Here is a 25,885-nt window from a genome sequence, read left to right as displayed (position 1 = left end):
GCCGGCTCAGGAGGTACAAGTCGGCGCCGAATTAAGACGCAGTTTTACAGGTTGTTTCTTCCGGCAACAGAATTTTCTTCGCCGGCAGCCGTTCCTACCAGGGCCGCTCCGGCGCGGTCCCGCCGTTGCTGTCCAGGTACTCCTCCCGTTCGCGCCCGCTGTTCCGCTCGCGTTCGGCCTGCCGCGCACTGTCCTGAAGCTGGCCCAGTTGGCTCTGCCGCGTGTCACCGGATGGATCAGGAGACGGCTCCCCGGCTTGCGGAGGGTCCTGCGCCGCTTTTTGTCCGGCAGCCCCCAGTTTGTCTTCCAGCCGCCCCTCAGCGTCCGACAACCGGCTGCCCGCTCCGTCCTCCGCGTCGTTGGACCGGCAGCTTTCCGGCGCCTGCCCGCCAATGTCCAGCGCCTGCTTGAAGAGGGGAACGGCCGACGCCGGGTCGCCGACCTGGAGGCGCTGGTCACCAAGGCGTTCAATCACCAGGACCAGGTTCACCCGCACCAGGCATTCGTCGCCCGAGCCTGCCGGGACCATCTGCAGTGACTGTTCAAACAGGGCTCTGGCGGTCCCGTCATCACCTGCCAGCACGGCAGCGTCCCCCGCTGCGAACGGCGCCTTGTGCGGCTCCACCAGGTTGGCGATCCCGAGGCCGCCGGCCGCCGTGCCCACCGTGGATGCGCTCCCGGCCTCGAAACCGGCGGCGGCCTGACGGGCGAGAATACCCAGGCTGAGGAGCTTGGCGGCGAAGCACAGTATGAGGAGCGCCGGCAGGGCGGACCACAGCAGCAGCCGGCGCCTGCGGACCGTGGCGTTCACCGTACCCCCCTTTCGCCGCGAGAAGGCCGAAGCCCGCGAAGCTGCCGCAGGATGCCCACCGCTTCCGGCAAGGCCAGCAGGAAGGCTCCGGCGGCGAAGATCCAATAAAGCTCAGTGGCCGCGGCCAGCGAACCGTGCTGGTCTGACCGTTCGGCCCTGCCGGGGTGCGCCTGCTGCAGCATGGCGGCCGCCGGATCGCCGGCGGCACGGTGGACGTAGGGCACGCCCAGCTGGGAGGCAATGGTCCGCAGCCGGCCTTCGTCGATGACCGACAGTGCGTCCCCTCCGCCGCCGGCCCGGGTGTCCTGCACGTACTCCGCCGGCGAACGCGGAACGTTCCCTCCCCCGGTTCCCCCGCCGTCGGAGGCCTGGCCGGTGTTCTCCTTCATCCGTCCGCCGCCGGGCGTCCCGTAACCCAGCACCGCTCCCCCGGCCACCAATCCGCCGTCGACCTTCATGGCCTCTGGCTCTTTGCCGCTGGTTTGCTCGCCGTCCCCCAGGTAGTACACCAGCCTGGGCCGCCCGGGCTGGCTGTCCCGGGCAGCGGCCAGACGCTCGGAGAGCACCTGCCTGGCGGCGGTGATGCTGCTGCCCCTGGCGTAGGCGGTCACCTGGGGTTCCATGACGTCCGTGATGGTCTCCAGCGCCAGCGTGTCGGTGCTGAGCGGCATCCGGACGTGCGCCGTGGTGTCGAAGGTGATCACGGAGAAACGGGCGCCGGGCAGCCGTTCGGCTATTGCCATGATGTCCTTGCGGACGCCGTCCAGCCGCGGGAACCCGTTGCCATAGTCCTCGGCCACCATGCTGGTGGTGGTGTCCACCACGAAGAACACGTTCAGGTCGGCGGTGGCAGCCTGCACGGAGCCGCCGGGCAGGCTGGGCCGCAGGGCCGCTGCCAGGAGCACCAGGACAATGGTCCCCCGCCGCAGCCACGCCCTGCTGCGCAGCGGTGTCCGCTGCAGGCGCCACAGTATTGCGCACAGGACCAGCCCGGACAACAACGCAACACCCAGCGGCAGGGCCGGAACTTCCGAGAACACGGCGCGTGGCGCCCCCTGGATTCCCGCCGTTTCGGTTTGCTCCACGGCGGCGACAATTCCCGGCACAGCATCGGGACTGTCCAGGGCGTAGTACGAACCGCCGGTGGACTCCGCTGCAGCACGCAGCTGGGCACCGGGCTGGTCGGAACCGCCGCCGTAGTCCAGGTCGCCCGGATTCAAGGCGTAGACGCGCACGGACCGCTCCTTGGCCAGCTGTGCAGCCTGATCCAGGGTCATGATCGGCTTGCCGGAAAGGAGGTTGTCCGTGGCCAGCACCACCGACCGCGAGCGCGTGGGCGTACTGTCCCCGCCTGCGGCGGTCCCGGCAGCAGCGGAGGATCCGCCGGTGCTGCCGGGGAAGCTGTTGAGGCAGGATGCCAGGCCGTCACCAATCAGTGACGATCCCCTGCCGCTCCAGGTGCCGTCCAGGAATCCTGAACTGCCGGGCCTGCCGTTGAAGGCGTCTTTGGCGCCCTGGAGCTGCTCCTGGGCGTAGGCGTAGTCGTCGGTCAGCGGAAAGACCTGGATGGCGCTGCTGTCGAAAATGGTCAGGCCGATCCGCTCGCCGTCGAAGTCTTTCGCCAGCCCGGCGAAGACGTCCACTACCGCGGCGTCGGCACTGCTCGTGGAGCCGGACGCATCCAGACACAGCATGATGTCGCGGTTGTGCTGCTCCGGGCGGATGGTGGTCACGTCAGCCGGCCGTGCTGCCGCAACAGCCGCAGAGGCCAGCAGCACCGCGCAGGCCGTTCCGGCCGCGGCCAGCAGGCGGCGGTGGCGCCTGAGGGCTGCCTGGTATTCCGGGAGCCGCGTGAGCCTGTCGGCGTGCGCCACGGGCCGTCGTCGTTCATTGGGGCGCCGGTTCCTGCGCAACGCGATCCATGCCGCAGCCCCGGCAGCAACAGCGGCGGGCGGCAGCAGCCACCAGAAGATCAGTTCCACGCCCGCACCGCCTCGGAAGCCCTTGCCGCGGACGCAGTGACAGATGGCAGCGGGCCGGGCCCGAACTCGGCGGGGTAAAGGGCTTCGATAACAGCGGCGGCCGCCGGGAGGGGGTGCCGGGCCAGGTCCTGGTGGGTCATCCTGGTGGCATCGACACCCGTTGCGTCCCGGACAAACCCGCGCAGCAGGAGGCTGATCTCCTGGTGCGCGGCACGTTCGGCGAGGTTTCCGGCCGCCGCTTCCCGGTCCACATCATGGATGCGCTCGAGGTACGCCGCCTTGAGTGCAGTCAGTTCCGTCAGGGTGGACCGGGAGCCGGCGCTGCCGGGTTGGGAGCGGGCAGCCGGGCGGGTGGTGGCAAGCACGAAGACGTACCACCCGGCCACCAGGGCCAGGAGTGCCGCGCCGCACCACATCCAGGCGGGGCTGTACTGCAACGGGCCGTAGAAGCCGGGCTCAGCCTGCACGCCGGTGCCTTTCCAGGAGGGCGAACAGGCCGGTGATGACGTCCCCGCTGCCGGCCACTTCACCCTCCGTGATCCCGGCCGCGCGCAACATGGCCTTACGGCCCGCGCCGCGTTCTTCGGCGGCTGTGGCGTAGGCGGCCGCCACTGCCGCGGATGTGGCCGGCTGCCAGGCCAGGAGGGAGGAATCGGCCACGCTGTAGGAGTCCCCGCCGGTGTGTGGGCTTGCCCCGGCCACGGGTGAGGGCGCCAGTTCCGCGTCCCTGACCGTCAGCCAGAGGATCTCGTGCTGGGCGCGCAGCCGGCGCAGGAGCCGGCCGGTGGCATCGTCCGCGGCCAGTTCGTCAGCGACGACGAAGAGCAGGTGGCGGCCCTTGATGTTGCGCGCCACGTAGTCGAGCTGGTCCTGGATCCTGCTGGCTGCCGCTTCCAGGCCGGTGCGGGAGTCCACGTGCCGCAGCAGCCGTTCCAGGTGGGCCTCCCCGCTCTTTGCCGGGAATGAACGGGTGGCCGATGAGTCACCGCACACCAGCCCCACCAGGTCGCCGTGCCGGTGGGCCAGGTAGCCCAGGACGCCGAGGGACAGCACGGCGATGTCCTTTTTCACTTCCCCGGACAGCGCCTCCGCGGCCATGTTGCGCCCCGTGTCGGTGACGAGGAGGACAGTCTGGCGGCGGACAGCCACGTAACGCCGGATCAGGGGTGAGCCGTGGCGCGCCGACGCTTTCCAGTCGATATCGCGGACCTCGTCGCCGGGCACGTAGGCGCGCAGGTCATCGAAGTCCAGGCTGCGGCCCCTGAACACCGAGCCGTACTCGCCGTCGAGCATGCCGCGGGCTTTGCGGTGCGCGAAGATGGCCATCTTCGATTTCACGCGCTGGAGGAGGCTGGCCATGCGGGGTCAGGGAGTCTGGACGGCGGCCACGACGGCGTCGATCACCGATTCCACGGGAACCTGCTCGGCCACCGCATCGAAGTTCAGGATAAGCCGGTGCCGCAGCACCCTGTGGGCCAGCGACCTGACGTCCTCGGGGATGACGTGGTCCCTGCCGTTCAGCAGCGCCACCGCACGGGCTGCCCGGCTGAAGGCGATGCTGGCACGGGGGCTGGCGCCGAACTCGATGAACCCGGCAAGCCTGGCGTCGATGTACTGGGACGCGTTCCGGGTCACGTACACCAGTCCGACGATGTAGTTGATGACGGCCGGATCGATGTAGATGCGGGTGGCCAGTTCCTGGATCTCGGTGACGGCATCCAGGGAGGCGGCTGCGGCGGGCTTCTGTCCGGGGGTGTAGACGCCGGCGTCGATCCTGCGGATGATCTCGGCCTCTTCCGCAGGACTGGGGTAGTCCAGGACGTCCTTGAGCATGAAGCGGTCCATCTGCGCCTCAGGCAACTGGTACGTGCCCTCCTGCTCGATGGGGTTCTGGGTGGCCAGGACCAGGAACGGGGAGGGCAGCCGGTAGTCCTGGCCGCCGATGGACGTCTGGCGTTCCTGCATCGCCTCCAGCATGGCGCTCTGGGTCTTGGCGCTGGAGCGGTTGATCTCATCCAGCAGCACGATGTTGGCGTGGACCGGGCCGAGCTGGGTGTGGAAGCTGCCCTTCGCGGCATCGTAGATCTGGGTTCCCACGATGTCGCTGGGCAGCAGGTCCGGGGTGCACTGGATGCGGCGGAATTCACCGCTGACGGCGTCGGCCACGGTCTGCGCGGCGGTGGTCTTGGCCAGTCCCGGGACGCTCTCCAGCAGGATGTGGCCGCCGGTCAGCAGGCCCACCAGCAGCGATTCCCGCAGCCGGGACTGCCCCACAACCTTCGCATCGAAACTGCGTGAGATGTTGGCGGCCACTTGCTGCGCCCTGGCCAGCTCCGCAGGCTGGATTCTTGCGGGCACGCTGGTCGAAAGCACTGGTTTCCCCCTGATGACGGTTTTGGGCGCGCGGGTCCGGGCCGGCCGTGTCCCGTCCGCCATCCTATCCAAGCCGGGCAGCCCGGGTCCGGCAATGGGCACCCCTCCCCATGCGGGTCCGGCAGGTCTATCCTTTTGCCATGATTGAGCTCCCAGCCAGTTACAAGGAATATCTCGCCGGCAAGAGCCAGATGGTGATCGACACTGTCAGGCCCGTCCTGATGCAGTCCGCTGCCGATAAACTCCACGGCGTCCGCGTGGTGGACACCCATCACGGCCACCAGGCCCACCTGGACGACACCCTGCCGTTCGGCGTGGTGCTCGAGGACATCGATTAGCCTCTTACAGCTCCCGACAGGGCCAGTGAGTTGCCGGTCCCGCGCGCCACGATGGCGTAAAGGGCCAGGACCGGAACCGAATAGAGGATTGAGAATGCGGCCAGCTGGCCGTACGCCACTGCCCCGTGCTGGCCGAAGAAGCTGAAGATCGATACTGCTGCCGGCTGCCTTCCCCCGGAGAGCAGCAGCACGAACGGGACGAAGAAGTTTCCCCAGGCCTGGATGAACACGAAGATGAACACCACGCCCAGGCCCGGGCCCATGAGGGGAAGCACGATTGAACGCAGCCCGGCCAGCCTGGAGGCGCCGTCCACCCAGGCTGCTTCCTCCAGCGCCAGCGGTACGGCGTCCATGAAGTTCCTGGTCATCCAGATCGCCATGGGCAAGCTGGTGGCGGCCAGGAACAGCACCGTGGCCGGCAGGGAATCCAGCAGCCGGAGCTGCACGAACAGGCCGTAGACCGGCACCATGATGGCCGTGATGGGCAGGCAGGTGCCGAACAGGATGCCGTACATGAAGGGCGTCGTGAAGCGTGACCGGTAGCGGGACAGGGGGTAGGCGGCAAGCACGGCCGCCGCCAGCGTCACCAGCCCGGTACCCGCGGACAGCAGGAGGCTGTTCCACAGCGGGCGGAAGAGCAGTTCAGGAGTGAGGACGGCGGCGAAGTTATCCAGTCCGGGCTGTTGGGGGACCTTGACCGCGTGTCCGGCGGAGGGGTCCACTGAACCGAGGACCAGCCAGAGCAGGGGCAGCAGGAAGCAGGCGCCGGTCAGCAGCAGGGCCACGTCCGCCCAGGTGCTGCGGGCACGTACGTTGCGGGCGGTCACGGTCTCTGCTCCCTGAGGAGGCGGAGGTAGGCTGCCCCGAACACGGCGCCGATGAGGATCGGGACCGTAGCGACGGCAGTGCCGTAGCCGATGTCGCCGAATTTGAAGGCTTCCTGGTAGGCCATGACGGGCAGCGTGGTGCTGCCGTTGGCAGGGCCCCCGGCGGTCATGACCCAAATCAGGGTGAAGACGGCGAGTGTCTGCAGCGTGACCAGCATCAGGTTGGTGGCAATGCTGCCCCGGATCACGGGCAGTGTGATGAACGCCAGCCGCTGCCAGGCGCCGGCTCCGTCCATCTGCGCGGCCTCCGTCAGCTCGCCGGGGACCCCGCTGAGTGCGGACCGGTACACCAGCATGGAAAAGGCGGTTCCGCGCCACACGTTGGCCAGGATCACGGCCGCCATGGGAACCGTATAGAGCCAGTCGGTTTCCGGCACCCCCAGCCGGCCCAGGAGTTGGTTGAGTGTCCCGTCGCGGCTGAAGAAGGCGTAGGCCGCGAACGCCGCCACGATTTCCGGCAGGACCCAGGCGGCCACGACGGCGGTCCCAACGGTTGCGGAGACCACGGGCCGTGCACGCCGCATCAGGACCGCAAGGGCGAGGCCCAGTACGTTCTGGCCCAGGATCGCCGAACCGGCGACGAACAGGACGGTCAGGGCCAGCGAAAGCGGAAGGACCGGGTCCTGCAGCAGCCGCTGGTAGTTGTCCAGCCCCACCCATTCGGGGTTCCTGGCATGCCGGCCGGTCAGTCCGGCGTTGGTGAGCGAGGCGTGGAAAGCCCACAGCACGGGGCCGGCGAGGAACACGAGCAGGAGCACGACGGCGGGCAGGACCGGCAGGTAGCGGAGCACTTGCCGTGTGCGGTGGCTGGCGGGCACCGCTACTTCCGGATGGTTTTGTCGCCGCCCACAATGCCGGCCACGGCCGTGTCATAATCCGCCGCCGCCTGCTCCGGCGTCCTGCTGCCGGTGATCACGGCCTCGGTGGCCTCCTGCACGGCAGCGGAGATGCGTGGATAGTCGGACGTCGCGGGCCGGTATTTGGTGACCGCGACCAGGCTGGACACGTCCTTCACGAACGGGTTGGCCGACTGGTAGCCGGGGTCGGCGGCGACGTCGGTGCGGACGGCGATCTGCGAGCTGTCCACCGTGAACGCCAGGGAGTTCTTTGCGTTCAGGGCGGTGGTCAGGAAATTGAACGCGAGGTCGGGCTGCTTGGTTTCCGCGCCAAGGGCCAACGTCCACCCTCCGGACATGCTCACTGCACCGGGCGCGGCCCCGGTCTGGGTTGGGAACGGTGCCACTGCCATGTCCTGCCCGTAGCCCGGCCAGGCATAGCTTCCGCCGTCCTGCCAGAACGACGGCGCGTAGGAGCCTTCCACGGTTGCGCCAAGTTTTGCCTTGGGGAACCATTCGCCGAACACCTTCTTCCAGATGTTCGGGTCCAGCGCCTGGGCCGGGGGCACTGCGAGCTTTTCCCCATAGAGGGTTTCGAGGAAGGTCAGCGAATCCTTGAAGCCGGCCGAGCCAACGACCCACTTTTTCGAATCCTGGTCATAAAGGCTTGCGCCGGTGCCGTACAGGAGCTCGTAGAAACCCTGCATCACGCTTCCTTCACCGGTGCCCTTGCCGGCATACATGTTGAAGGGGATCACATCCGGCTGGGAGGCTTTGATCTTCCTGGCGGTGTCCAGGATGTCCTGCCAGCTGGACGGACGCCACGGCAGGCCGATGCCGGCAGCCTCAAAAACCTTCTTGTTGTACCAGATGGCGCGCGTGTCGGTGCCCAGCGGCACCGCGTACGTGCCGCCGTCGTCCGCTTTGCCTGCTTCCTTGGCGCCCGCGTCAAACGTGTTCCAGTCCCCCCACCCGGACAGGCGGCTGTCGAGGTTCAGGAGGTAGCCGGCGTCCACGTCGGAGCGGACCTTGAACGTGTCCTCGTAGAAGACGTCCGGGGCGGTGGAGGGCGACCGCAGCGCCAGGGCCAGCTTGGTGCCGTAGTCGTCGTCATTGGCCTGGATGGGCTGCAGTTCGATCGTGACGCCCTGGTTTGCGGCTTCGAACTCCTTCTTCGCGTTCTGGAACATGGTGTCCAGGGCGGTGAACGAGTCTGTCTTCTGGTATGCCACCTTGATGGTCCTGTTTCCGCCCGCCGGATCGGCAGGCGTGCACGCTGCGAGGACCATGACCGCGGCGGCCACCACGGATAATGTCTTGGATGCCCGGCGAAACATGTCGCGGTCAGCTTTCCAGCAGGAGCCGTTGGGCGCGGGGCGCGAGCGTATGTTCAAGGACCAGCGAGGCTGCGCCGATGGCGCCGACGTCCTCCCCCACCCCGGTGCCCACAACTTCGATGGGGTGGATCAGGCGGGCGGCGCTGTTGGCGTCCAGCAGCGGCGGGACCAGTTCGAGATAGCGCTGCGACAGGCAGGTCCAGAACGGGCCGCCGAAGACCACCCGTTCAACATCGAGGGTGTTGGTGACCACCGAGACCGCCCGGGCAACCAGGACGGCGGATTTGTCCAGGATGGCGGCGGCACCTTCGTCCCCTGCGTACGCACGGGCGCACAGCTCGGAAAAGCTCTGCTGGATTTCGGCGGCGCTCCCGGCCTGCGCGCCCTCCAGGATTCCCGCGGCCACCGCTTCCGCCACCAGGACCTGCGGAATGGCGGAGGATTTGACGCAGCCGCGCTGTCCGCAGTCGCAAAGGGGTCCGCCCGGGTCCACGATGATGTGGCCGATTTCGCCGGCGTTGCCGGACGTCCCCCGGACCACTTCATCGTTGAGGACGATCCCGCAGCCGATGCCGGTACCCATGTACATGAACACGAAACTGCCGGCGCCGCTGGGGCCGCCGGCCCACGTTTCCGCCACGGCAGCGCTGGTCACATCTTTGTCCACCAGCACGGAGTAGCCGGTGGCCTTGGCCAGGGCGTCCCGCAGTTCCACCCGGTCCCACCCGGGAAGAAGCGGCGGGTCCACCACAGTGCCGTGGTCCAGGTCGATGGGGCCGGGAGCGGCCACTCCGAGTCCTGCGATGCGGCCCTGGTCCACGCCGGAATCCTCCACGAGCTGGGCCAGCTCCGCGGCGATGGTGGCAATGACGGCGGCCGGATCGTTTCCGCCGGGGGTCTTGATCCGTGAGTGCCGTACCACTGCTCCGACGAGGTCCAGCACCACGAACGTTGTCACGGCCGGGTCCAGGTGGACCCCCAGGGCGTACATGCCACCGGGGTTGAGGCGGAGGATGGTGCGCGGCTTGCCGGGGCCGCTGCCCTCCTTGCCTGCCTCGACGATCAGGTGCTGGTCCAGCAGCCGGCGGGAAATGTTCGAAATGGTCTGGGGCGACAGGCCGACGATCTGGGCGAGTTCCACCCGGCTGAGTCCCCCGGACGTCCTGCGGATTGCGTCGAGGATGACGGTGAGGTTGAAGTCCCCCATCCTGGGCAAGTTGGTTCCGCGCCTCGGAGAGGATTGGCGGATCTCAGACACTGTGTCCCCTAAACGTCTTCGGCTACCTGGCGGTGGTGATGCTTTGAATCGTACGTCAAGCGTGCGCCCGCGCCCACATGCGCGGGCAGCGGCGCGGCGGATGTTTTGGCCGGTGAGGCCGGGGATTGGCTCAGCGTGAGCTGCGTGTGCTGCGGGAGACCGTGAACTTTGGGTTCCGGCCCTCTACCACCGTGGGTCCTACGTGCCGCTCCAGGGCCGGGAGGTAGGCCAGGTGCCGGTTGTAGACCGTCCACAGCTCGCCGCCGGGCGCCAGGACCCGTCCCGCCGCTTCGATCATTTTCAGCCCCGCACCGGGGTGCACACCGGCACCAACGTGGAACGGCGGGTTCAGGAGTACGGCGTCCACCGAGCCGTCAGGGAAGGTGCTGAGCGCGTCGTCCTGCAGCACCGTGATCCGGTCCGCAAGTCCATTCAGGCGGGCGGTGGCCAGCGCGGACTGCACGGCGGCCGCCGATTGGTCCGTTGCCGTGACGGCGGCGGAAGGGAACTGCCTGGCATACATCGCGGCGAGGATGCCGGTGCCGCAGCCGAGGTCGACGGCGTGCTGCGCCGGCTTCATGGCGGGCAGGAACGTCAGCAGGAAGCGTGTGCCGATGTCCAGCCGGGCGCCGGCAAAAACAGCGCCGTGCGCGGCCACGTCCAGGTCCAGCCCGTCAAGGTGCTCCACCACGGGAAAGCGCGGGGCGGCCGTGGCGGTTTTGGGGCCGGCAGCAAGGAGAACCCGCGATTTTTGCCGTGCGAGCTGGGGCTGCACGGAAACGAAGTACCGTTCAAGGACCGCGTTCATGCCCAGTGACATGTGCTTCACCCGGCCACCCGCCAGCAGGCGGACATCCGGCGCGGCGTGCCCGGCCACGGCGGCAGCGATCTCCTCCAGCTCCGCCAGTGTCTTGGGGAGCTGCAGCAGGACGGTGTCCGCTCCGGCCAGCAGTTCGGGCCCCAGGGGCAGCTGCACGAAACCGGACCCGGCGCTGTCCGCCGGAAGCCCGGCAGCCTCGCGCCTGGCCGACAGTTCGGCAGCGTTAAGCCGCAGCGCCCGTTCCCCGGTGACCAGGTCCTGGTGTACGCGCAGCGAGTCCGGGGCAAGCAGTTCGGAGGCGCCGAGCGTCAACGCCCCGTAGCGGTCCCCGATGACGGCCACGGCAGTGCCTGCCCGCCCAAGCTGCACCGCGGTCTCCAGCAGCAGCCTGTCGGTGGCGTCCCACGCCTGCAGGTTGGGGGCCTCAACATCGGGCCGCCGGCGCAGTGCGTCGAAGATGTTCGCCAGGGTGTTTACTGCCACCGGTGTCCTGCCGCCTTCTGTTGCTTTTGCCGGCCCCGGGACCCGGGGCATCACCCCAACGTTACCGTTTCCGCTGCCGCCGCAATGCCCGGCAGCTTCAGGATCGCAGCCACTGCTGCGCGCCCCGCCCGGTTGGCGCCAATGGTGGACGACGACGGGCCGTAACCCACCAGGTGGACGCGCGGCTCGGCTGCCACCTGGGTTCCGTCCATGGCGATCCCGCCGCCCGGCCCCCGCAGGTGAAGCGGCGCCAGGTGTTCCAGTTCGGCCCTGAAGCCGGTGGCCCAGAGGATGACGTCGGCCTTCAGCAGGCTGCCGTCGGCACGGCGGACACCCCCGGGTTCGATGGAGGTGAACATGGGCTGCCGGTCCAGGGCGCCCCGCTCCCTGGCTGCGCGCAGGGCGGGCGTCCAGATAAGGCCCGTCACCGAGACAACGCTTTGCGGCGGAAGCCCCTGGCGGACCCGCTCCTCCACGAGCGCCACGGCGTCGTGGCCCGCCCTGGCATCAAACCCAGCGTCCCGCCAGACCGGTTCCCTGCGGGTGAACCAACTGGTGGTGGTGATGCGTGATATCTCCTCCAGCAGACCCACGGCGGAGATGCCCCCGCCCACCACGATCACATGCCGGCCGCGGAACTCCTCCGCGGAGACGTAGTCAGCCACGTGCAGCTGCCTGCCGCGGAACGTTGACTGCCCCGGATAAATGGGCCAGAACGGACGGGTCCACGTGCCCGTGGCGTTGATGAGTGCTTTGGCGCTCCAGTCGCCGTCGGACGTTTCGATCCGCAGCCGCCCCGCCGGATCGCCGTCTTCACGCCTGACGGCCCGGACCTTGACGGGGCGGTGGACGTTAAGGCCCACCTCGGCCTCATAGGTCCCGAAATAGCGGGTCAGGAACTCGGAGCTGGGTTCGGCAGGATCCACGTCGGGTTTGGCGATGCCGGGCAGGTCACTGATCCCATTGACGGTGCCCATGCGCAGGCTCTTCCAGCGGTGCCGCCAGGCGCCCCCGGGACCTTCCTCGGCGTCGAGCACGGCAAAGTCCAGCCCCCGGCGCTGCAGGTGGTACGCGGCCGACAGGCCTGCCTGGCCCGCCCCGATGACCACCACATCGGTTGGGTCAGGAATCACTCCCCCATGATAGTCGTGGAGGGCAGCCCGGCCGTAGGGTGGGCGCATGGACACTGACGCAGCATCAGCGGGAACCGGAACCACTGGGCACGCCGCCCGGCTGGAAAAGGCCCTGCGAGTGGTTTTGGGGACCGGACAGATACCCCTTCGGTTGCGGGCCTGGGACGGCTCGGAAGCCGGCCCGCCGGACGCGCCGGTGCTGGAGTTCAAGTCCCGCAAGGCACTGCGGCGCATGCTCTGGTCACCGGGGCAGCTGGGTCTGAGCCGGGCGTACGTGGCAGGCGACATCGAGGCCCCCGGTGACATCTTCGCAGCCTTTACGGCCTTGAGTTCGGCGGGCAAGTTCGCGGAGCCCGGTCCGTTCCGCCCGCTGTCCGCCGGTGAGCTCTGGCTGCTGCTGCGCTCCGCAGCCCGGCTTGGCGCCATTGGACCCAACCCTGCTCCGCCACCCGAGGAGGCGCGCGTCGCGAAGAAGGGCCGGATGCACTCCCGGGGCCGGGATTCGGCCGCCATCTCGCATCATTACGACGTCGGCAACGACTTCTACGCCCTGGTGCTGGGACCGTCCATGGTCTACTCGTGCGCTGTGTGGCCGGACGGCCCTGTCACCGGGGGCGCAGCAGCTGCCGGGTCGGGTCTGGAACCGGAGGCTGGGGCTGATGATGGCCTGAGTGATGGCCTCGACGCCGCGCAGGAGGCCAAGCTGGACCTTGTCTGCCGCAAGCTGGGCCTCCAGCCCGGAATGCGGGTCCTCGACGTGGGATGCGGGTGGGGCAGCTTCGCTCTCCACGCTGCGGCCAGGTACGGCGCCACGGTGGTGGGCGTCACGCTGTCAACGGAGCAGGCCACGCTGGCGCGTAAGCGTGCAGCAGACGCCGGCCTCACGGGCAGTATCGAAATCCGGGTCCAGGATTACCGCGACGTGCAGGACGGGCCGTACGACGCCATCAGTTCCATCGGCATGTCAGAGCACGTGGGACGGGCCCAGACCCCCGAGTACGCCGCCGCGCTCTTCGGGCTGCTGCGCCCCGGTGGACGGCTGCTGAACCACGCCATCTCCTGGAACGCCGGCCCCACCGCCCCCGATCCCGACTCGTTCATCCCCCGCTACGTGTTCCCCGACGGTGAAATGATCAGCCTCGGCGAGATGGTGTCCGCCCTGGAAACTGCCCGGTTCGAAGTCCTCGACGTTGAGGCGCTACGGCCCCATTACGCACTGACCCTCCGGGCCTGGGTCAGGCGGTTGGAGCAGAACTGGGCGGAAGCGATACGCCTGGCCGGGGAGGGGCGCGCACGGGTGTGGCGGCTGTACATGGCAGCCAGCGCCATTGGATTCGAAAATGGACTCACCGGAGTCAACCAGGTCCTGGTCCGCCGGCCGGGAGGGGAGGAACCGCCGTTGCACCGGACTTCCTGGCTGTGACGAAAGCGCTGCGGCGAAAGCGCCCTCCTGCCGGGACGTAACCCGGCAGGAGGGCGGCTCGATGACCCCGGGGTCAGGCCTCAGTTCGGCTAGGCCACCGGGGAAGGTCCGCCAGGCTGGGTGAAATGCTGGGTCTTTTCGATCTGCACCACTTTAGGATCCGTTTCGTCGGCGGCGTAGTCCGTGGGCCGGGTGAGGTCTTCGCCGGTCCGGACCTTGAGGGCCCGCATCACCAGGGTCAGTAAGGCGGCAACCACCAGGTTCAGTGCGAACGCCGACACCGCGATGTAGACGCTGAAGTCGGTGCCGGGGATCGGCGCCACCGACCCGCCAAAGTGCGCCTTGGTCACCGGGTTGACCACGTTGTAGGCGGAGACGGTTCCGAAGATGATGCCCACCGCCCAGCCAACCAGGAGGGCCCAGCGGTCAAACCACCGGGTGTAGAGGCCGGCCACCACGGCGGGGAAGGTCTGCAGGATCCAGATGCCGCCCAGCAGCTGCATGTTGATGGCCGCCGACTGGTCCATGGCGATCACGAAGACCAGGGCGCCCACCTTCACCACCAGGGAGACAATCTTGGACACCTTCGCCTCGGTCTTTGGATCGACGTCTGGCCGGATGAAGTCGCGGTAAATGTTCCGGGTGAACATGTTTGCCGCGGCAATGGACATGATCGCTGCCGGCACCAGGGCCCCGATGGCGATCGCGGCCAGTGCGATCCCGGCAAACCAGGCCGGGAAGTGGTCAAGGAACAGCTGGGGAACCACCAGCTGCGGATTGACTGATCCGTCCAGGTCGATCGGCTTGGTACCCGCCTTGATGGCCACGAAACCCAGCAGTGCCAGGAAGCCGAGCATCAGCGAGTACAGCGGCAGGATGGCGGCGTTGCGGCGGATGGTGTTGCGGGCCTTCGAGGCCAGCACCGCCGTCACCGAGTGCGGGTACATGAACAGCGCCATGGCCGAGCCGAGTGCCAGGGACCAGTAGGCGGAGTAGTTGGCCGCGCCCGGGACAAAGACCCCTGCCGGCTTGCCCGTGGCCTGGTTCACCGCGCCGAGCTTGGTCTGGGCTGCGCCAAAAATGGTGTCCCAGCCACCGAACTTGATGGGCAGGTAGATGACGGCCACAATGACGGCGAGGTAGATCAGCAGGTCCTTGACGACCGCGATCATCGCCGGGGCGCGCAGGCCCGAGGTGTAGGTGTATGCGGCCAGGACCACGAAGGCGAGGATCAGCGGCAGGTCGGTCAGCAGGACGTTGCCGGAGCTCCCCAAACCGAGCACGGTCAGCACCGCCTTGATGCCCACCAGCTGCAGCGCGATGTAGGGCATGGTGGCCACGATCCCGGTGACGGCGACGGCCAGGGACAGCCAGCGGCTGCCGTAGCGGCCGCCCACGAAGTCCGCCGAGGTCACGTAGCCATGGCGGTGGGAGACGGACCACAACCGGCTCATGATGATGAAGATGATCGGATACAGGACGATCGTGTACGGCACGGCGAAGAAACCGCTCACTGCGCCGGTGGCCCACATTGCCGCCGGCACTGCCACAAAGGTGTAAGCGGTGTAGAGGTCCCCGCCCAACAGGAACCAGGTGATCCAGGTGCCGAAGCCACGCCCGCCCAGGCCCCACTCATCCAGGCTGTGCAGCCCTTCCACGTCCGTGCTGCGGCGCCACTTGGCGGCCAGGAAGCCCATCACGGCCACGATAACGAAAAGCAGCACCACAATGATCAGGGCTGTCCAGTTGATCTCGCGGGTGGTCATGGCCGGTCCCCTCCCAAGCCGGCCCCGGCGGAGGCAGCCCCTGCCTGGGGCGGGCCGCCTGCACGGGCCTCGGCCCGCCGTCGTCGGTCTTCCCTGGTGACCAGCCAATACGCGCTGCCGGTCAGGATCGCGGAGACCGGCACCCACAGCAGCTGGTACCAGTAGAAGAACGGCATCCCGCCCAGCCGTGGCGCATCAAAAGCGTAGAGCTGCGGCATGAGGGGAAAGAGAATGGCGGCGGCCAGCAGGATGCCGGCGCCGATGTAGGGAGCGGGCCTGGCCGGTCCGCGGATGGCGGTGTCCCGCGTCAGGCGGGATTCTCCGGGAAAGGCTTCGCCGTCCGGCCTGTAGCCGTCTGCGTGGGACATCTGCGACCTCCTCGTCAGCCCGTCCCGCGGCCGCCGCCTTGGATGAAAGCAGTCCGGAGGCGGGACGATGTGCCCTCAATCACAGTTGTACCGCGCTTTGACCTGCGCCGGAAGGGTTAGTCCCCCTATCGGTTGCCGGTGGCAACAAAAAAGGGAACCATCACGTGGTGATGGTTCCCTTTTCCGGTGTATCGGTGGAGCTGAGGGGACTCGAACCCCTGACCCCCTGCATGCCATGCAGGTGCGCTACCAGCTGCGCCACAGCCCCGTACTCTTGCCGCTTTCCGTCGAATTCCCCGGAGCAACCTGACCAGAGTAATGCACTTTTCCGCTGGACGCCAATCGGCCGCCATCTGCCGCCGCCCAGGCCCTGAATGCACCCGCTCGTGGACAAATCACCGGGGAACGCGGGGGTGCAAAGTCCGGGCGCAGGTGCAATGCGGGCATCCGGAATGTGGGCACAAAAAAAGTCCGCCGGAACCAAAGTGGTTCCGGCGGACTTACCGGTGGAGCTGAGGGGACTCGAACCCCTGACCCCCTGCATGCCATGCAGGTGCGCTACCAGCTGCGCCACAGCCCCGGATTGTTGCTGCTCTGTGCTGCTTTCCCCGGGGTCTCCCCCGAAGCAACTCAAATATCTTAGAACAGCAATTCCGAAAATTCCAAATCGGGAATATTCACTGCCGGGCGGAGGCTACTCGCTGTCGGAAACCGCAGCGGCTTTGGCGGAGGAGTCGTCGCCGAGCTGCAGGTCCACCACGGGGCAGTCCTTCCAGAGGCGTTCCAGGGCGTAGAAGACGCGGTCTTCCTCGTGCTGGACATGGATCACGACGTCGGCGTAATCCAGCAGGACCCACCGGCCGCCGGACCGGCCCTCGCGGCGGACCGGGCGAAGGTCCTGCTTGGCGAGTTCTTCCTCGATGCCGTCCACGATGGCGTTGACCTGGCGTTCGCTGGGCGCCGAGGCGATGAGGAAGACATCAGCGAGGGCCAGGCGTTCGCTCACATCCATGGCGACGATGTCCTGGGCGATCTTGTCCGCGGCAGCTTTGGCAGCCGTACGGGCTATGGCGATGGACGATTCTGTTGCAGTCACGGGACTCCTTGTTTGGGTTAAGTGTTGATGCCGCCGGCGGGTCAGCGGGACATGCCGCTGACGATCAGGATGATGCCGGCGACGAGGGCCAGGATCCCGAACGCGAGGATGCAGAACTGGAGGATCCGGTTTCGGCGGGCCCGGCTCAGGCCCGCGGTGGCGGCATCCAGGGGATCCAGTCCGTAAGCGGACCGGGCAGGAACCCGGGGAAGGTCCTCGAAGAGGTCCTCCGACTGGACTTCCGGAGACGATACCGGTTGGGGACGGCTGGCGGCTTTGGCGGCTGCCTCGGCGCGCGCGATGACTTGGGAGCGGCCGGTCGCGGAGTCCGGGGCGGGTGCCTTGGGCCGGGGAGCAGGCCGCCGTCTTCCGGCGCCGGGGACCTTGGTTCCGGGCCGGGTGGTGACCGGGACATGGGAGGTGGCCGGCGGCTTCATGACCGGCCGCTCGACGCCGGGCACCTGGACGAACTCCAACGGCGTCACCATGGCCAGGTTGTTGGCGGTGGACGGACCGGGCTTGTCCTTGGGTGCGGAATCCCTGCCCGGGGCAGCGGGGCTGCCGGGGGCGGTGGGGCTGCCCGGGGCGGTGGGGGTGCCGGCCTGTTCGGCAAGCTTCTGCCGCGCCATGGCGCGGCGGTTCATAACCGCGGCCCGTTCGGCAAGCGCAATCTGTTCCGCCAGGATTTCGGGATCCACGACTTCCGGATCCAGGGAGGCAATGTGCTCCATCTTGGCGATCTGGTTCCTGGCCTGTGCGGCGATGAGTGCGCGCGCCTCCAGGGCCTGTTCCACCGTCATGCCCTCCGGGGCGGTTCCTGGCGCAGTCTTTACCTCGTCCGTCTTCTTCCCCACCGCGCCACCTTCACGTGGAGCCGCGGCTTTCGGGGCCGGAGCAGCGGCGGGGGCAACGATGGGATTGGCTGCAGTCAGCGCCTGCTCTTTGAGTTGCTGCAACCGCAGCTGGCGCCGGGTAGGCGGCCCGCCCGCAGCAAGCTGCCCTTCCTTTTCCTCAAGCTCCTTGATGGTGCGCAGCGCGGCGCGGTCGCGGGCCCGGATCTGGGAGGAGCGCTGCGTAGCCGTGGGGTCCGGGGCTGCCTGCGGGCGCGCTGCAGGGGCGGCTCCCCCGGCGGGACCGGGACGGGCGGCCGGATCCTGGCCGTCCCGTGAGGGCGCGCTGTCAGCCGGCCGGTTCGCGGCAGGCGGGCGCTGCTCCGTGGCCGGCAGGGCAGCCTGTTGGGCGTCCCTGGCCTTCCGGAGTTCCCGGCGGCTGCGGATTGGGGGCTGTTCCTGACTCATTGAGAACTCATTCAGTACTGGCTGGTTCGCGTGCTTCGGAAGTTGGGTCATCCGCGCCTGCGGGTGCGTCGGAATACAGGCCGTACTTGGCGATGTACTGGACTACCCCGTCCGGGACCAGGTACCAGACCGGGTTGTTCGCGGCCACGCGGGCACGGCAGTCCGTCGACGAGATGGCCATGGCGGGCACTTCGAGCAGGCTGACATCGTCACGGCCCATGCCGTCAAGGACATGGCCGGGCCGGGTGACGCCTACGAAGTGCGCCAGCGACCACAGTTCGTCGATGTCCTTCCAGGACAGGATCTGCGCCAGGGCGTCCGCGCCGGTGATGAAGAACAGGTCGGCGTCGGGGCGCTGGGCCCTCAGGTCGCGGAGGGTGTCGATGGTGTAGGTGGGACCCGGGCGGTCAACATCGACACGGCTCACGGTGAAGCGCGGATTGGACGCCGTGGCGATGACGGTCATCAGATACCGGTGCTCGGGCTCGCTGACCTGTTTATGGGACTTTTGCCATGGTTGCCCGGTGGGGACGAAGACCACCTCGTCGAGGTCGAACTCCGCCGCGACTTCGCTGGCAGCCACAAGGTGGCCGTGGTGGATGGGATCGAAGGTTCCGCCCATCACGCCCAGCCGCAGCCTCCCCCGGGCCCCATTGCGTTGCAGGTTGTGGGAAATCTTAGTGGCCCTGCCCGCGATCGTGCTTGTTGGGGTGCTGGCGGTGCGGATCCGCGTGCTCGTCCGTGGCGGCGTGCCGGTTGCCGAGGTTGTTGTAGGACCAGGCGATGAGCATCAGCACGACCAGGATGGCGAACATGGATACGCCAAAGACCCACGGCTCGGCCCACAGCGGCGCAAGCTCCTCATGGCCTGATTCACCGGCGGCGGCGACGGACGTGGCAATCTGCTGGAGCAGCATTTTCTCCCTTTGTTCAAGGATTTAGAGGCAGCGGAACTTTCCACTGCCTTCCGGGTTCTGGTCTATGTTACCGCGTTGCTACCCGCGGACCTGGCCTTCGCCCTGGACGATCCACTTCGTGGTGGTGAGCTCGGTCAGGCCCATGGGGCCGCGGGCGTGCAGCTTCTGCGTGGAGATGCCCACCTCGGCACCCAGGCCCAGCTCCCCGCCGTCGGTAAACCGGGTGGAGGCGTTGACGATCACGGCAGCGGAGTCAACCTCAGCGATGAAGCGCTCGGCGTTGGCAAGGCTGTTGGTGAGGATCGCTTCCGTGTGTCCGGTGGACCAGGTCCGGATGTGCTGGACGGCTTCGTCCAGGCTGTCCACCATGGCCACAGCCAGGTCCAGGTCCATATACTCGGTTCCCCAGTCCACGTCCGTCGCCGGCTGGGTTTCGATGGCGGGAGGCAGCGCGGCGCTGATGCGCCCGTCCACGTGGAGCCGGACACCGGCGCTGCGCAGGGCTGCAGCGACGGCGGGCAAGACGGTTGAGCCCGAGTGGACCAACAGTGTCTCCACGGTATTGCAGACACTAGGCCGCTGCGTTTTGGCGTTGAGCAGGATCTCCACGGCCATGTTCTCGTCGGCGGACTCATCAATGAAGATGTGGACGTTCCCCTCTCCCGTTTCGATGACCGGCACGGCGGAGTTGGTGACCACGGTCTGGATCAGGTCCCGGCCGCCGCGGGGAATCAGGACATCCACCCTGCCCCGGGCCTTCATCAGGACGGCGGCGCCCGCACGGCCGTACTGGTCCACCGTCTGGACTGCGTCAGCGGGCAGGCCAACGGATTCCAGGGCTTCGCGCAGAATCCGGACCAGCACCTGGTTGGTGGCTTCTGCTGCGCTGCCGCCGCGGAGGATCACGGCGTTTCCGCTCTTGAGGGCCAGCCCTGCGATGTCAACGGTGACGTTGGGCCGTGCCTCGTAGATGGCTGCCACCACGCCCATGGGAACGTTGACCTGGCGGAGGCGCAGCCCGTTGGGGAGCGTCTGCCCGCGCACCACGTTGCCCACGGGGTCCGGGAGGTTGGCCAGGTTCTCGAGGGCGGCCACGAGCCCGGCTACACGCGTTTCGGTAAGGGTAAGCCGGTCCAGGAGGGCGGCGGAGGTGCCGTTGGCCTTGCCCCGCTGCACGTCCATCGCGTTGGCGGCGAGAATGGCCGGGACGTTCTCCTGCAAGGCGGCGCCCACGGCCCGGAGGGCGCGGTCTTTCCAGGCCCGGTTGGCGGTGGCCATCCTGCGGGCGGCGTGGCGGGACCGGTCGGTGATGGCGTGGACAGCCGCCTCCACTTCTGCGGCGGACACGTCCGCACCCGAAACGGGCACCTCAGCCGATGCCGGTTCTGCTGAGGGACCCGGCTGCGCCTGCGCAGCAGTGGTTCCGGAATTTTCAGCAGTATGGATCAGGGCTTCAGTCATGATCCAAGTTTAGGCGAGGCGGCAGCTCAGACCAGCACCAGGTCGTCAACATGAACAACTTCACGGTCATAGCCGCTGCCCAGTGCCTCGCCCAGCTCGTGCGTGGACCGCCCCAGCATCCGCGGCAGTTCCTCCGACGAGTAATTCACCAGCCCGCGCGCAACGACGGTGCCGTCGGCTCCGGCCAGCTCGACGGCGTCGCCCGCTTCAAAGTCGCCGTGCACCGCGGAGATGCCCGCCGGCAGGAGGGACGTGCGGTGGTGCCGCACGGCGCGGACCGCACCGTCGTCCAGAACCAGCCGGCCCTGCACCGAGGCAACGTGTGCCAGCCAAAGGAGGCGGACCGGTTTGCGGGAGCCGTTGACGGAGAACCACGTGCCCACGTCCTCGCCGTTCAAGGCTGCGGCAGCATTGGGCGTGGAGGTCACCAGGGCGTGGATCCCCGATCCTGCCGCCATGCTGGCAGCTTCCACTTTGGTCATCATTCCCCCGGTGCCCACGCCGGCCTTGCCCGCTTTGCCGATGGAGACGCCCTCGAGGTCGTGCGCGCCGGTGACCAGCGGGATGCGCTTGGCACCCTGGGCGGGCGGACCGTCGTAGAGGGAGTCGACGTCGGACAGCAGCACGAGCGCATCGGCGCGCACCAGGTGCGCCACCAGGGCTGCGAGCCGGTCGTTGTCGCCAAAGCGGATCTCGTGGGTGGCCACGGTGTCATTTTCATTGACCACGGGGACCACCCCGAGGTTCAGCAGCCTGTCCATGGCGCGGAGGGCATTGGTGTGCTGGCTGCGCCGCATCAGGTCTTCGGCCGTCAGCAGGACCTGGCTCACGGTGACGCCGTGTGCACCGAAGGCCTGGGTGTACCGCGCCATCAGGAGCCCCTGGCCCACGCTGGCCGCGGCCTGCTGGGTAGCCAGGTCACGGGGACGCTTGGCCAGCCCGAGGGGAGCCAGCCCCGCAGCGATCGCACCGGAGGACACCAGGATGATTTCGGCGCCTGCGTTGCGCTTGGCTGCCAGCGCGTCAGCCAGGGCAGTCAGCGATTCCTCCGAGATGCCGCCCTTGATGCTGGTCAGGGAAGAGGAGCCCACCTTGACCACGATCCGGCGGGCGCCGGCCAGCGCGCTTCTGTCCGCGGCACGGCCGGCCGGTACTGCAGTCATGCCCCTAGAGGTCATCGTCCGCTTCCAGTCCGCTTTCCTTGACGGGTTGGGCGGCACGGCGGCCACTGACGGACTCGGTCCAGATGCCGGCCTTGCGCTCCGCCTCAAGCTCGGCGCGGGCGGCAGCCTTGGCATCGCGGCGCTCCTGCTGCTCTTCGCGCTTCTGGCTGCGGGTGGGGCGGTCGCCGATATCGGCGAACCGGACGTCGGTGCCGCGCGGCGAGGCCAGCAGCTCAGCCCCTGCCATCATGGTGGGTTCCCAGTCGAAGACGACGCCGTCATCGTCACCGATAACCACCGTGTCACCCGGCTTGGCGCCCTGCTTGAACAGTTCGGTTTCCACGCCGAGCCGGGCGAGCCGGTCCGCCAGGTAGCCGATGGCCTCTTCGTTGGTGAAGTCGGTCTGCTTGACCCAGCGCTCGGGCTTTTCGCCCAGGACGCGGAACAGCGGCTCCAGGTTCTTTTCCTCGCGCCGGATCTTGAACCCGGCTTCATTGACGGCGCGCGGGCGCAGCACGGCAGGCTGCACCTTGGGCGGGGCAGCCGCTATGGCGTCGCGGGCGGCCTTGACGATTTCCGCCATGGCGAAGCCGAGCTGGCGCAGGCCCTCGTGGCTGGTGGCGGACACTTCGAAGACGCGGTAGCCGCGCGACTCGAGCTCAGGGCGCACGAATTCGGCCATGTCCTTGCCGTCGGGCAGGTCCACCTTGTTCAGCGCGACCAGCCGCGGGCGGTGGTTCAGGGGAACCACTTCGCCGTCCTGGCCCGCGTAGCTCATGTCGACGGCGTACTTCTCCAGCTCACCTTCGATGATGGCGAGGTCCGTGAGCGGGTCACGGTCAGATTCCAGGGTGCCGCAGTCAAGGACGTGGACCAGGGCCGCGCAGCGCTCAACGTGACGCAGGAAGTTGTGGCCCAGGCCACGTCCTTCGCTGGCGCCTTCGATGAGGCCGGGAACATCGGCAATGGTGAACCGCACATCGCCGGCCTGCACCACGCCCAGGTTGGGAACCAGGGTGGTGAACGGGTAGTCGGCGATCTTGGGCCGGGCAGCGGACATGGCCGCGATGAGGCTGGACTTGCCGGCGGACGGGAAGCCCACCAGCGCGATATCAGCAATGGACTTCAGTTCAAGGACAACGTCCCGGGAGTCGCCCTCGATGCCCAGCAACGCGAAACCGGGAGCGCGGCGCTTCTGTGAGGACAGGGCCGCGTTGCCAAGTCCACCCAGGCCGCCGGCGGCTGCCACGAATTCGGTACCTTCACCAACGAGGTCTGCCAGGACTTCGCCGTCCTTGGTCTTGACCACGGTGCCGTCCGGCACGGGCAGGACCAGCGTCTCGCCGTTCTTGCCGCCGCGCCAGTCGCCCATGCCGGGACCGCCGTTGCTGGCGTGCCGGTGCGGTGCGTGGTGGTAATCGAGGAGGGTGGTGGTCTGGTGGTCCACGCGAAGGATCACGTCACCGCCATTGCCGCCGTTGCCGCCGTCGGGCCCGCCGAGCGGCTTGAACTTCTCGCGGTGGACGGAGACGCAACCATGGCCGCCGGTTCCGCCGGATACATGCAGTACTACCCGGTCTACAAAGCTGGCCACGTGGATCTCCTCAGGTGCTGTTTATATGGCGCCCGAGGACGCCACAACGATTGTAATGCTGTTAAAAGAACAGTGGAGCGGACCCTCAGGCCCGCTCCACCGCTTCAGAACTGGTTGTTACTCTGCAGCTGCAGCAGCAACGATGTTGACCACGCGACGACCGCGGCGGGTGCCGAATTCAACGGCGCCCGGGGTCAGTGCGAACAGGGTGTCATCCCCGCCACGGCCAACGCCGGCGCCCGGGTGGAAGTGGGTGCCACGCTGGCGGACGATGATCTCGCCTGCGGAAACAACCTGGCCGCCGAAGCGCTTGACGCCGAGGTACTGAGCGTTGGAATCGCGACCGTTGCGAGTGGAGCTCGCGCCCTTTTTATGTGCCATCTGAAATGCCTGCCTCTAAATTCTGGGGAATCTGTTGAAATACCTGAACAGTAACCGGTGGTTACTTGATGCCGGTGATCTTGACCTTGGTCAGTTCCTGGCGGTGACCCTGGCGCTTCTTGTAGCCGGTCTTGTTCTTGAACTTCTGGATGACAATCTTAGGACCACGCAGGTCCTGGAGGATTTCAGCCGTAACAGTTACCTTGGCCAGGTCAGCGGCGGCGGAGGTGACCTTGTCACCATCAACCAGGAGCAGTGCGGGCAGCTCGATGGTGCTGCCGGCTCCACCGGCGACGCGGTTCAGGGTAACGAAGTCTCCAACGGAAACCTTCTCTTGGCGGCCGCCTGCGCGGACAATCGCGTACACCACTTGGGAACTCACTTCTCTCGACGTTTATTACAAAATTTGCGTGCGGAACCGACTCGGAAAAGCCAGGATTCTCGCTGTGCCTCAACGCCGTGGGGTCATAACCCAAGTGTTGGCGTAAGCACCGAAGATCCAGAATACGCTAAATCCATCTACGGCCGCAAATGAGGCTGGTTCCGGCGGCCCGGCTGTGGTAGTAACCACACCCCGACAAGCTGCACCGCAACCATGCCCCTCCATAATAGCGGCGGTGCTGCCCGAAGGGGTCAGGAATGCAGCCTCGGCGCGTCGAAGAATTCCACTTCCAGGCGGCAGGACTGCTTGAACGCGGTCACCATCGCCGCCCGTTCGTGGTCGGAGGCCTTCCGCCCCGCCGCGTCCACAATGGCGATGGCCCGCCGGGTGGCTTCGGCGAAGCCCTCGTCGGCGTAGGTCCGGAGCCAGGCCGCGTAGGCGTGGCCGTCGGGCTCTCCCGAGGCAAGGAACTGGGCGTGCAGCTTTTCCCCGACCTCGGCGTAGAGCCAGAAACAGGGCAGGACTGCGGCGGCCAGGACGGCGTAACTGCCCGACGCCGACGCTGCGGTGAGGTGGTCAACATACGCCTTGGTGACGGGGCCAAGTCCGCCCTGGGCAGGGCGGGTGCTGAGCCATGAGCGGTGCAGCTCCGACTCCACTTCCAGGCACTGCTGCGAGGATCCCGCCCAGAACAGCTGCTCCGCTTCGGACGGGGCCAGGGCACTCGCCCGGGCGAGGACCCGGGAGTAGCCGTTCAGGTACAGGGCGTCCTGCGCCAGGTAGTAGGCAAAGTCCTTCTCGGCAAGGTCTCCGGAGGCCAGGCCGCGGATGAAGTCCAGGGCGTAGATGTCCGTCAGGTCCTGCTGCGCTTCCGTCCACAGCCGGGCAGCGAAGGCGCCTTCCGCGAGGGCCGGCCGCACATGGTGGAAATGGTGCACGGGGCCGTTTCCCCGGCCCACCTCGAGCTGCTCCGAGTTCTCAAGGGCGCCGGCCAGCCATGGCTTGACCGTCAGGAGCGAAGCCTCCCAGTCGCCAAGGCGTGCCTGGACGGTGGCCATCGCGGAGGACAGGGAGCAGCCGGTGCCGTGGCTGTTGCGGGTGGAAATTCGTTTGCCGTGCACTTCCACCACTTCCTGCGACATGAGGCCGGCCGTGTTGACCAGCGCGTCCGGGCAGTCTGCACCTGCGAGGTGGCCACCCTTGACCAGCACGGTGGCCCCGGTGGCATCGGCAAGGCGCCTCCCCTGGTCCAGCGCCGCCGTCCAGGTCCCGGCAGGCTCCCCGCCCACCAGCATGGCAAGCTCCGGGAGGTTGGGAGTGATGAGGTGCGCCAGCGGCAGCAGTTCGCGGAGGGCAGCCTCAGCGGATTCCTTCAGCAGCCGGTCACCACTGGTGGCCACCATCACCGGGTCGAGGACCACGACGGCGGGGCGGACCTTCTCCAGCCATTGCCGGACAGTGCGGATGACGCTCTCGTCGCCCAGCATGCCGATCTTGACCGCGTCGATGGAAATATCGTCGCTGACCGCGTCCAGTTGTTCGGCCAGGAAAGCGGCCGGAGGAACGTGGACAGCCTGCACGCCACGGGTATTCTGTGCCGTCAGGGCGGTGATGGCAGCCATGCCATATCCGCCGTGGGCAGCAATGCTTTTGAGGTCGGCCTGGATGCCGGCGCCACCGGACGGGTCGGAGCCCGCGATCGAGAGGACCCGCGGGACGTCCCGGCCCAGGGGCAGCGCGGTCGGAACGCCGGAGGCAGCAGGCAGGGGCACGGAAAG

25 protein-coding genes and 2 tRNA genes are annotated in these 25,885 nt (G+C 67.7%); 2 read left to right on the top strand and 25 right to left on the bottom strand.

Features of this window, described 5'->3' with window-relative positions; genetic code table 11:
- Positions 1 to 94: 94 nt before the first annotated feature.
- Genes MRBLMD1_RS19330 through MRBLMD1_RS19310 form a run of 5 tightly spaced genes read right to left on the bottom strand, consistent with a single transcriptional unit; the run spans position 95 to position 5,166 of the window.
- Positions 95 to 811, bottom strand: a complete 717-nt coding sequence (locus MRBLMD1_RS19330; protein ID WP_159631823.1) for a hypothetical protein — start codon at positions 809 to 811, stop codon at positions 95 to 97.
- Positions 808 to 2,793: a vWA domain-containing protein gene (locus tag MRBLMD1_RS19325; protein WP_364402696.1), complete on the bottom strand. Its 1,986-nt coding sequence runs from the start codon at positions 2,791 to 2,793 to the stop codon at positions 808 to 810. Before MRBLMD1_RS19325 ends, MRBLMD1_RS19330 begins: the two co-directional genes overlap by 4 nt.
- Positions 2,784 to 3,260 carry a hypothetical protein gene (locus MRBLMD1_RS19320; protein ID WP_364402693.1) on the bottom strand — a complete coding sequence of 159 codons (477 nt, stop codon included), beginning with the start codon at positions 3,258 to 3,260 and terminating at the stop codon, positions 2,784 to 2,786. The genes MRBLMD1_RS19325 and MRBLMD1_RS19320 overlap by 10 nt, the downstream gene beginning before the upstream one ends.
- Entirely contained in the window at positions 3,250 to 4,152 is a 903-nt protein-coding gene (locus MRBLMD1_RS19315) for a DUF58 domain-containing protein (RefSeq protein WP_364402690.1), read from the bottom strand. Before MRBLMD1_RS19315 ends, MRBLMD1_RS19320 begins: the two co-directional genes overlap by 11 nt.
- A gap of 6 nt (positions 4,153 to 4,158) precedes the next feature.
- Positions 4,159 to 5,166 (bottom strand): AAA family ATPase, encoded by a 1,008-nt coding sequence (locus MRBLMD1_RS19310; RefSeq protein ID WP_364402688.1) that lies wholly within the window; start codon positions 5,164 to 5,166, stop codon positions 4,159 to 4,161.
- 110 nt (positions 5,167 to 5,276) lie between these two features.
- On the opposite strand from MRBLMD1_RS19310, the gene MRBLMD1_RS19305 reads away from it, so the two are divergent.
- Entirely contained in the window at positions 5,277 to 5,504 is a 228-nt protein-coding gene (locus MRBLMD1_RS19305) for a hypothetical protein (protein ID WP_275180237.1), read from the top strand.
- Here the strand turns inward: MRBLMD1_RS19305 and MRBLMD1_RS19300 are convergent.
- From MRBLMD1_RS19300 to MRBLMD1_RS19275, 6 genes are all read right to left on the bottom strand, one after another.
- A complete protein-coding gene (locus tag MRBLMD1_RS19300) occupies positions 5,501 to 6,331 on the bottom strand; it encodes a carbohydrate ABC transporter permease (protein WP_364402685.1) in 831 nt (276 codons plus the stop codon). The two genes, MRBLMD1_RS19305 and MRBLMD1_RS19300, sit on opposite strands and share 4 nt — an antisense overlap.
- Positions 6,328 to 7,209: a carbohydrate ABC transporter permease gene (locus MRBLMD1_RS19295; protein ID WP_364402682.1), complete on the bottom strand. Its 882-nt coding sequence runs from the start codon at positions 7,207 to 7,209 to the stop codon at positions 6,328 to 6,330. The genes MRBLMD1_RS19300 and MRBLMD1_RS19295 overlap by 4 nt, the downstream gene beginning before the upstream one ends.
- 2 nt (positions 7,210 to 7,211) lie before the next feature.
- Positions 7,212 to 8,564, bottom strand: a complete 1,353-nt coding sequence (locus MRBLMD1_RS19290) for an extracellular solute-binding protein (RefSeq protein WP_364402679.1) — start codon at positions 8,562 to 8,564, stop codon at positions 7,212 to 7,214.
- Between the two features lie 7 nt (positions 8,565 to 8,571).
- Positions 8,572 to 9,771 (bottom strand): ROK family transcriptional regulator, encoded by a 1,200-nt coding sequence (locus tag MRBLMD1_RS19285; protein WP_159631815.1) that lies wholly within the window; start codon positions 9,769 to 9,771, stop codon positions 8,572 to 8,574.
- A gap of 181 nt (positions 9,772 to 9,952) precedes the next feature.
- A complete protein-coding gene (locus MRBLMD1_RS19280) occupies positions 9,953 to 11,125 on the bottom strand; it encodes a class I SAM-dependent methyltransferase (RefSeq protein WP_364402676.1) in 1,173 nt (390 codons plus the stop codon).
- A gap of 50 nt (positions 11,126 to 11,175) precedes the next feature.
- Positions 11,176 to 12,258, bottom strand: a complete 1,083-nt coding sequence (locus MRBLMD1_RS19275; RefSeq protein WP_364402673.1) for an FAD-dependent oxidoreductase — start codon at positions 12,256 to 12,258, stop codon at positions 11,176 to 11,178.
- A gap of 46 nt (positions 12,259 to 12,304) precedes the next feature.
- Between MRBLMD1_RS19275 and MRBLMD1_RS19270 the strand changes: the two genes are divergently transcribed.
- The gene (locus MRBLMD1_RS19270) at positions 12,305 to 13,681 is read left to right on the top strand and encodes a cyclopropane-fatty-acyl-phospholipid synthase family protein (RefSeq protein WP_364402670.1); all 1,377 of its coding nucleotides are present in this window, start codon (positions 12,305 to 12,307) and stop codon (positions 13,679 to 13,681) included.
- A gap of 89 nt (positions 13,682 to 13,770) precedes the next feature.
- Here MRBLMD1_RS19270 and mctP read toward each other — a convergent pair whose 3' ends face one another.
- From mctP to thiD, 14 genes are all read right to left on the bottom strand, one after another.
- Positions 13,771 to 15,447 carry a monocarboxylate uptake permease MctP gene (mctP, locus tag MRBLMD1_RS19265; RefSeq protein ID WP_364402667.1) on the bottom strand — a complete coding sequence of 559 codons (1,677 nt, stop codon included), beginning with the start codon at positions 15,445 to 15,447 and terminating at the stop codon, positions 13,771 to 13,773.
- On the bottom strand, positions 15,444 to 15,815 hold the full coding sequence (locus MRBLMD1_RS19260; protein ID WP_364402665.1) for a DUF3311 domain-containing protein: 372 nt from the start codon (positions 15,813 to 15,815) through the stop codon (positions 15,444 to 15,446). The genes mctP and MRBLMD1_RS19260 overlap by 4 nt, the downstream gene beginning before the upstream one ends.
- Before the next feature lie 195 nt (positions 15,816 to 16,010).
- Positions 16,011 to 16,083 (bottom strand) — tRNA-Ala (locus tag MRBLMD1_RS19255).
- Positions 16,084 to 16,322: 239 nt separating this feature from the next.
- A tRNA-Ala gene (locus MRBLMD1_RS19250) sits at positions 16,323 to 16,395 on the bottom strand.
- A 114-nt stretch (positions 16,396 to 16,509) separates the two neighbouring features.
- Entirely contained in the window at positions 16,510 to 16,911 is a 402-nt protein-coding gene (gene rsfS, locus MRBLMD1_RS19245) for a ribosome silencing factor (RefSeq protein WP_224026297.1), read from the bottom strand.
- 41 nt (positions 16,912 to 16,952) lie between these two features.
- The gene (locus MRBLMD1_RS19240; RefSeq protein WP_364402661.1) at positions 16,953 to 18,209 is read right to left on the bottom strand and encodes a hypothetical protein; all 1,257 of its coding nucleotides are present in this window, start codon (positions 18,207 to 18,209) and stop codon (positions 16,953 to 16,955) included.
- A gap of 7 nt (positions 18,210 to 18,216) precedes the next feature.
- Positions 18,217 to 18,885, bottom strand: a complete 669-nt coding sequence (gene nadD, locus MRBLMD1_RS19235) for a nicotinate-nucleotide adenylyltransferase (RefSeq protein WP_370871783.1) — start codon at positions 18,883 to 18,885, stop codon at positions 18,217 to 18,219.
- 1 nt (position 18,886) lies between these two features.
- Positions 18,887 to 19,126 carry a hypothetical protein gene (locus MRBLMD1_RS19230; protein WP_159631808.1) on the bottom strand — a complete coding sequence of 80 codons (240 nt, stop codon included), beginning with the start codon at positions 19,124 to 19,126 and terminating at the stop codon, positions 18,887 to 18,889.
- A gap of 78 nt (positions 19,127 to 19,204) precedes the next feature.
- On the bottom strand, positions 19,205 to 20,587 hold the full coding sequence (locus MRBLMD1_RS19225) for a glutamate-5-semialdehyde dehydrogenase (RefSeq protein WP_364402658.1): 1,383 nt from the start codon (positions 20,585 to 20,587) through the stop codon (positions 19,205 to 19,207).
- Positions 20,588 to 20,613: 26 nt separating this feature from the next.
- Positions 20,614 to 21,750: a glutamate 5-kinase gene (gene proB, locus MRBLMD1_RS19220; RefSeq protein WP_275180246.1), complete on the bottom strand. Its 1,137-nt coding sequence runs from the start codon at positions 21,748 to 21,750 to the stop codon at positions 20,614 to 20,616.
- Between the two features lie 4 nt (positions 21,751 to 21,754).
- The gene (obgE, locus tag MRBLMD1_RS19215; RefSeq protein WP_364402655.1) at positions 21,755 to 23,344 is read right to left on the bottom strand and encodes a GTPase ObgE; all 1,590 of its coding nucleotides are present in this window, start codon (positions 23,342 to 23,344) and stop codon (positions 21,755 to 21,757) included.
- 117 nt (positions 23,345 to 23,461) lie between these two features.
- Positions 23,462 to 23,725, bottom strand: a complete 264-nt coding sequence (rpmA, locus tag MRBLMD1_RS19210) for a 50S ribosomal protein L27 (protein ID WP_009372867.1) — start codon at positions 23,723 to 23,725, stop codon at positions 23,462 to 23,464.
- Between the two features lie 61 nt (positions 23,726 to 23,786).
- Positions 23,787 to 24,095: a 50S ribosomal protein L21 gene (rplU, locus tag MRBLMD1_RS19205; protein WP_003803420.1), complete on the bottom strand. Its 309-nt coding sequence runs from the start codon at positions 24,093 to 24,095 to the stop codon at positions 23,787 to 23,789.
- A gap of 263 nt (positions 24,096 to 24,358) precedes the next feature.
- Complete coding sequence (gene thiD / locus MRBLMD1_RS19200; protein ID WP_364402957.1) at positions 24,359 to 25,879, bottom strand: bifunctional hydroxymethylpyrimidine kinase/phosphomethylpyrimidine kinase; 1,521 nt, start codon at positions 25,877 to 25,879, stop codon at positions 24,359 to 24,361.
- Positions 25,880 to 25,885 lie beyond the last annotated feature (6 nt).

Origin of the sequence: Pseudarthrobacter sp. LMD1-1-1.1 (assembly GCF_040676255.1) — a bacterium.
GTDB lineage: Bacteria > Actinomycetota > Actinomycetes > Actinomycetales > Micrococcaceae > Arthrobacter.
This window is presented reverse-complemented; position numbering and strand designations above follow the sequence as displayed.

What these genes read in the sequence shown, in the direction of transcription:
- MRBLMD1_RS19315 (WP_364402690.1), bottom strand. Translation starts at nt 4,152, where the DNA reads ATGGCCAGCCTCCTCCAGCGCGTGAAATCGAAGATGGCCATCTTCGCG.
- MRBLMD1_RS19305 (WP_275180237.1), top strand. Translation starts at nt 5,277, where the DNA reads ATGCGGGTCCGGCAGGTCTATCCTTTTGCCATGATTGAGCTCCCAGCC.
- MRBLMD1_RS19290 (WP_364402679.1), bottom strand. Translation starts at nt 8,564, where the DNA reads ATGTTTCGCCGGGCATCCAAGACATTATCCGTGGTGGCCGCCGCGGTC.
- MRBLMD1_RS19285 (WP_159631815.1), bottom strand. Translation starts at nt 9,771, where the DNA reads ATGGGGGACTTCAACCTCACCGTCATCCTCGACGCAATCCGCAGGACG.
- MRBLMD1_RS19270 (WP_364402670.1), top strand. Translation starts at nt 12,305, where the DNA reads ATGGACACTGACGCAGCATCAGCGGGAACCGGAACCACTGGGCACGCC.
- mctP (WP_364402667.1), bottom strand. Translation starts at nt 15,447, where the DNA reads ATGACCACCCGCGAGATCAACTGGACAGCCCTGATCATTGTGGTGCTG.
- MRBLMD1_RS19260 (WP_364402665.1), bottom strand. Translation starts at nt 15,815, where the DNA reads ATGTCCCACGCAGACGGCTACAGGCCGGACGGCGAAGCCTTTCCCGGA.
- MRBLMD1_RS19240 (WP_364402661.1), bottom strand. Translation starts at nt 18,209, where the DNA reads ATGAGTCAGGAACAGCCCCCAATCCGCAGCCGCCGGGAACTCCGGAAG.
- MRBLMD1_RS19230 (WP_159631808.1), bottom strand. Translation starts at nt 19,126, where the DNA reads ATGCTGCTCCAGCAGATTGCCACGTCCGTCGCCGCCGCCGGTGAATCA.
- MRBLMD1_RS19225 (WP_364402658.1), bottom strand. Translation starts at nt 20,587, where the DNA reads ATGACTGAAGCCCTGATCCATACTGCTGAAAATTCCGGAACCACTGCT.
- proB (WP_275180246.1), bottom strand. Translation starts at nt 21,750, where the DNA reads ATGACTGCAGTACCGGCCGGCCGTGCCGCGGACAGAAGCGCGCTGGCC.
- rpmA (WP_009372867.1), bottom strand. Translation starts at nt 23,725, where the DNA reads ATGGCACATAAAAAGGGCGCGAGCTCCACTCGCAACGGTCGCGATTCC.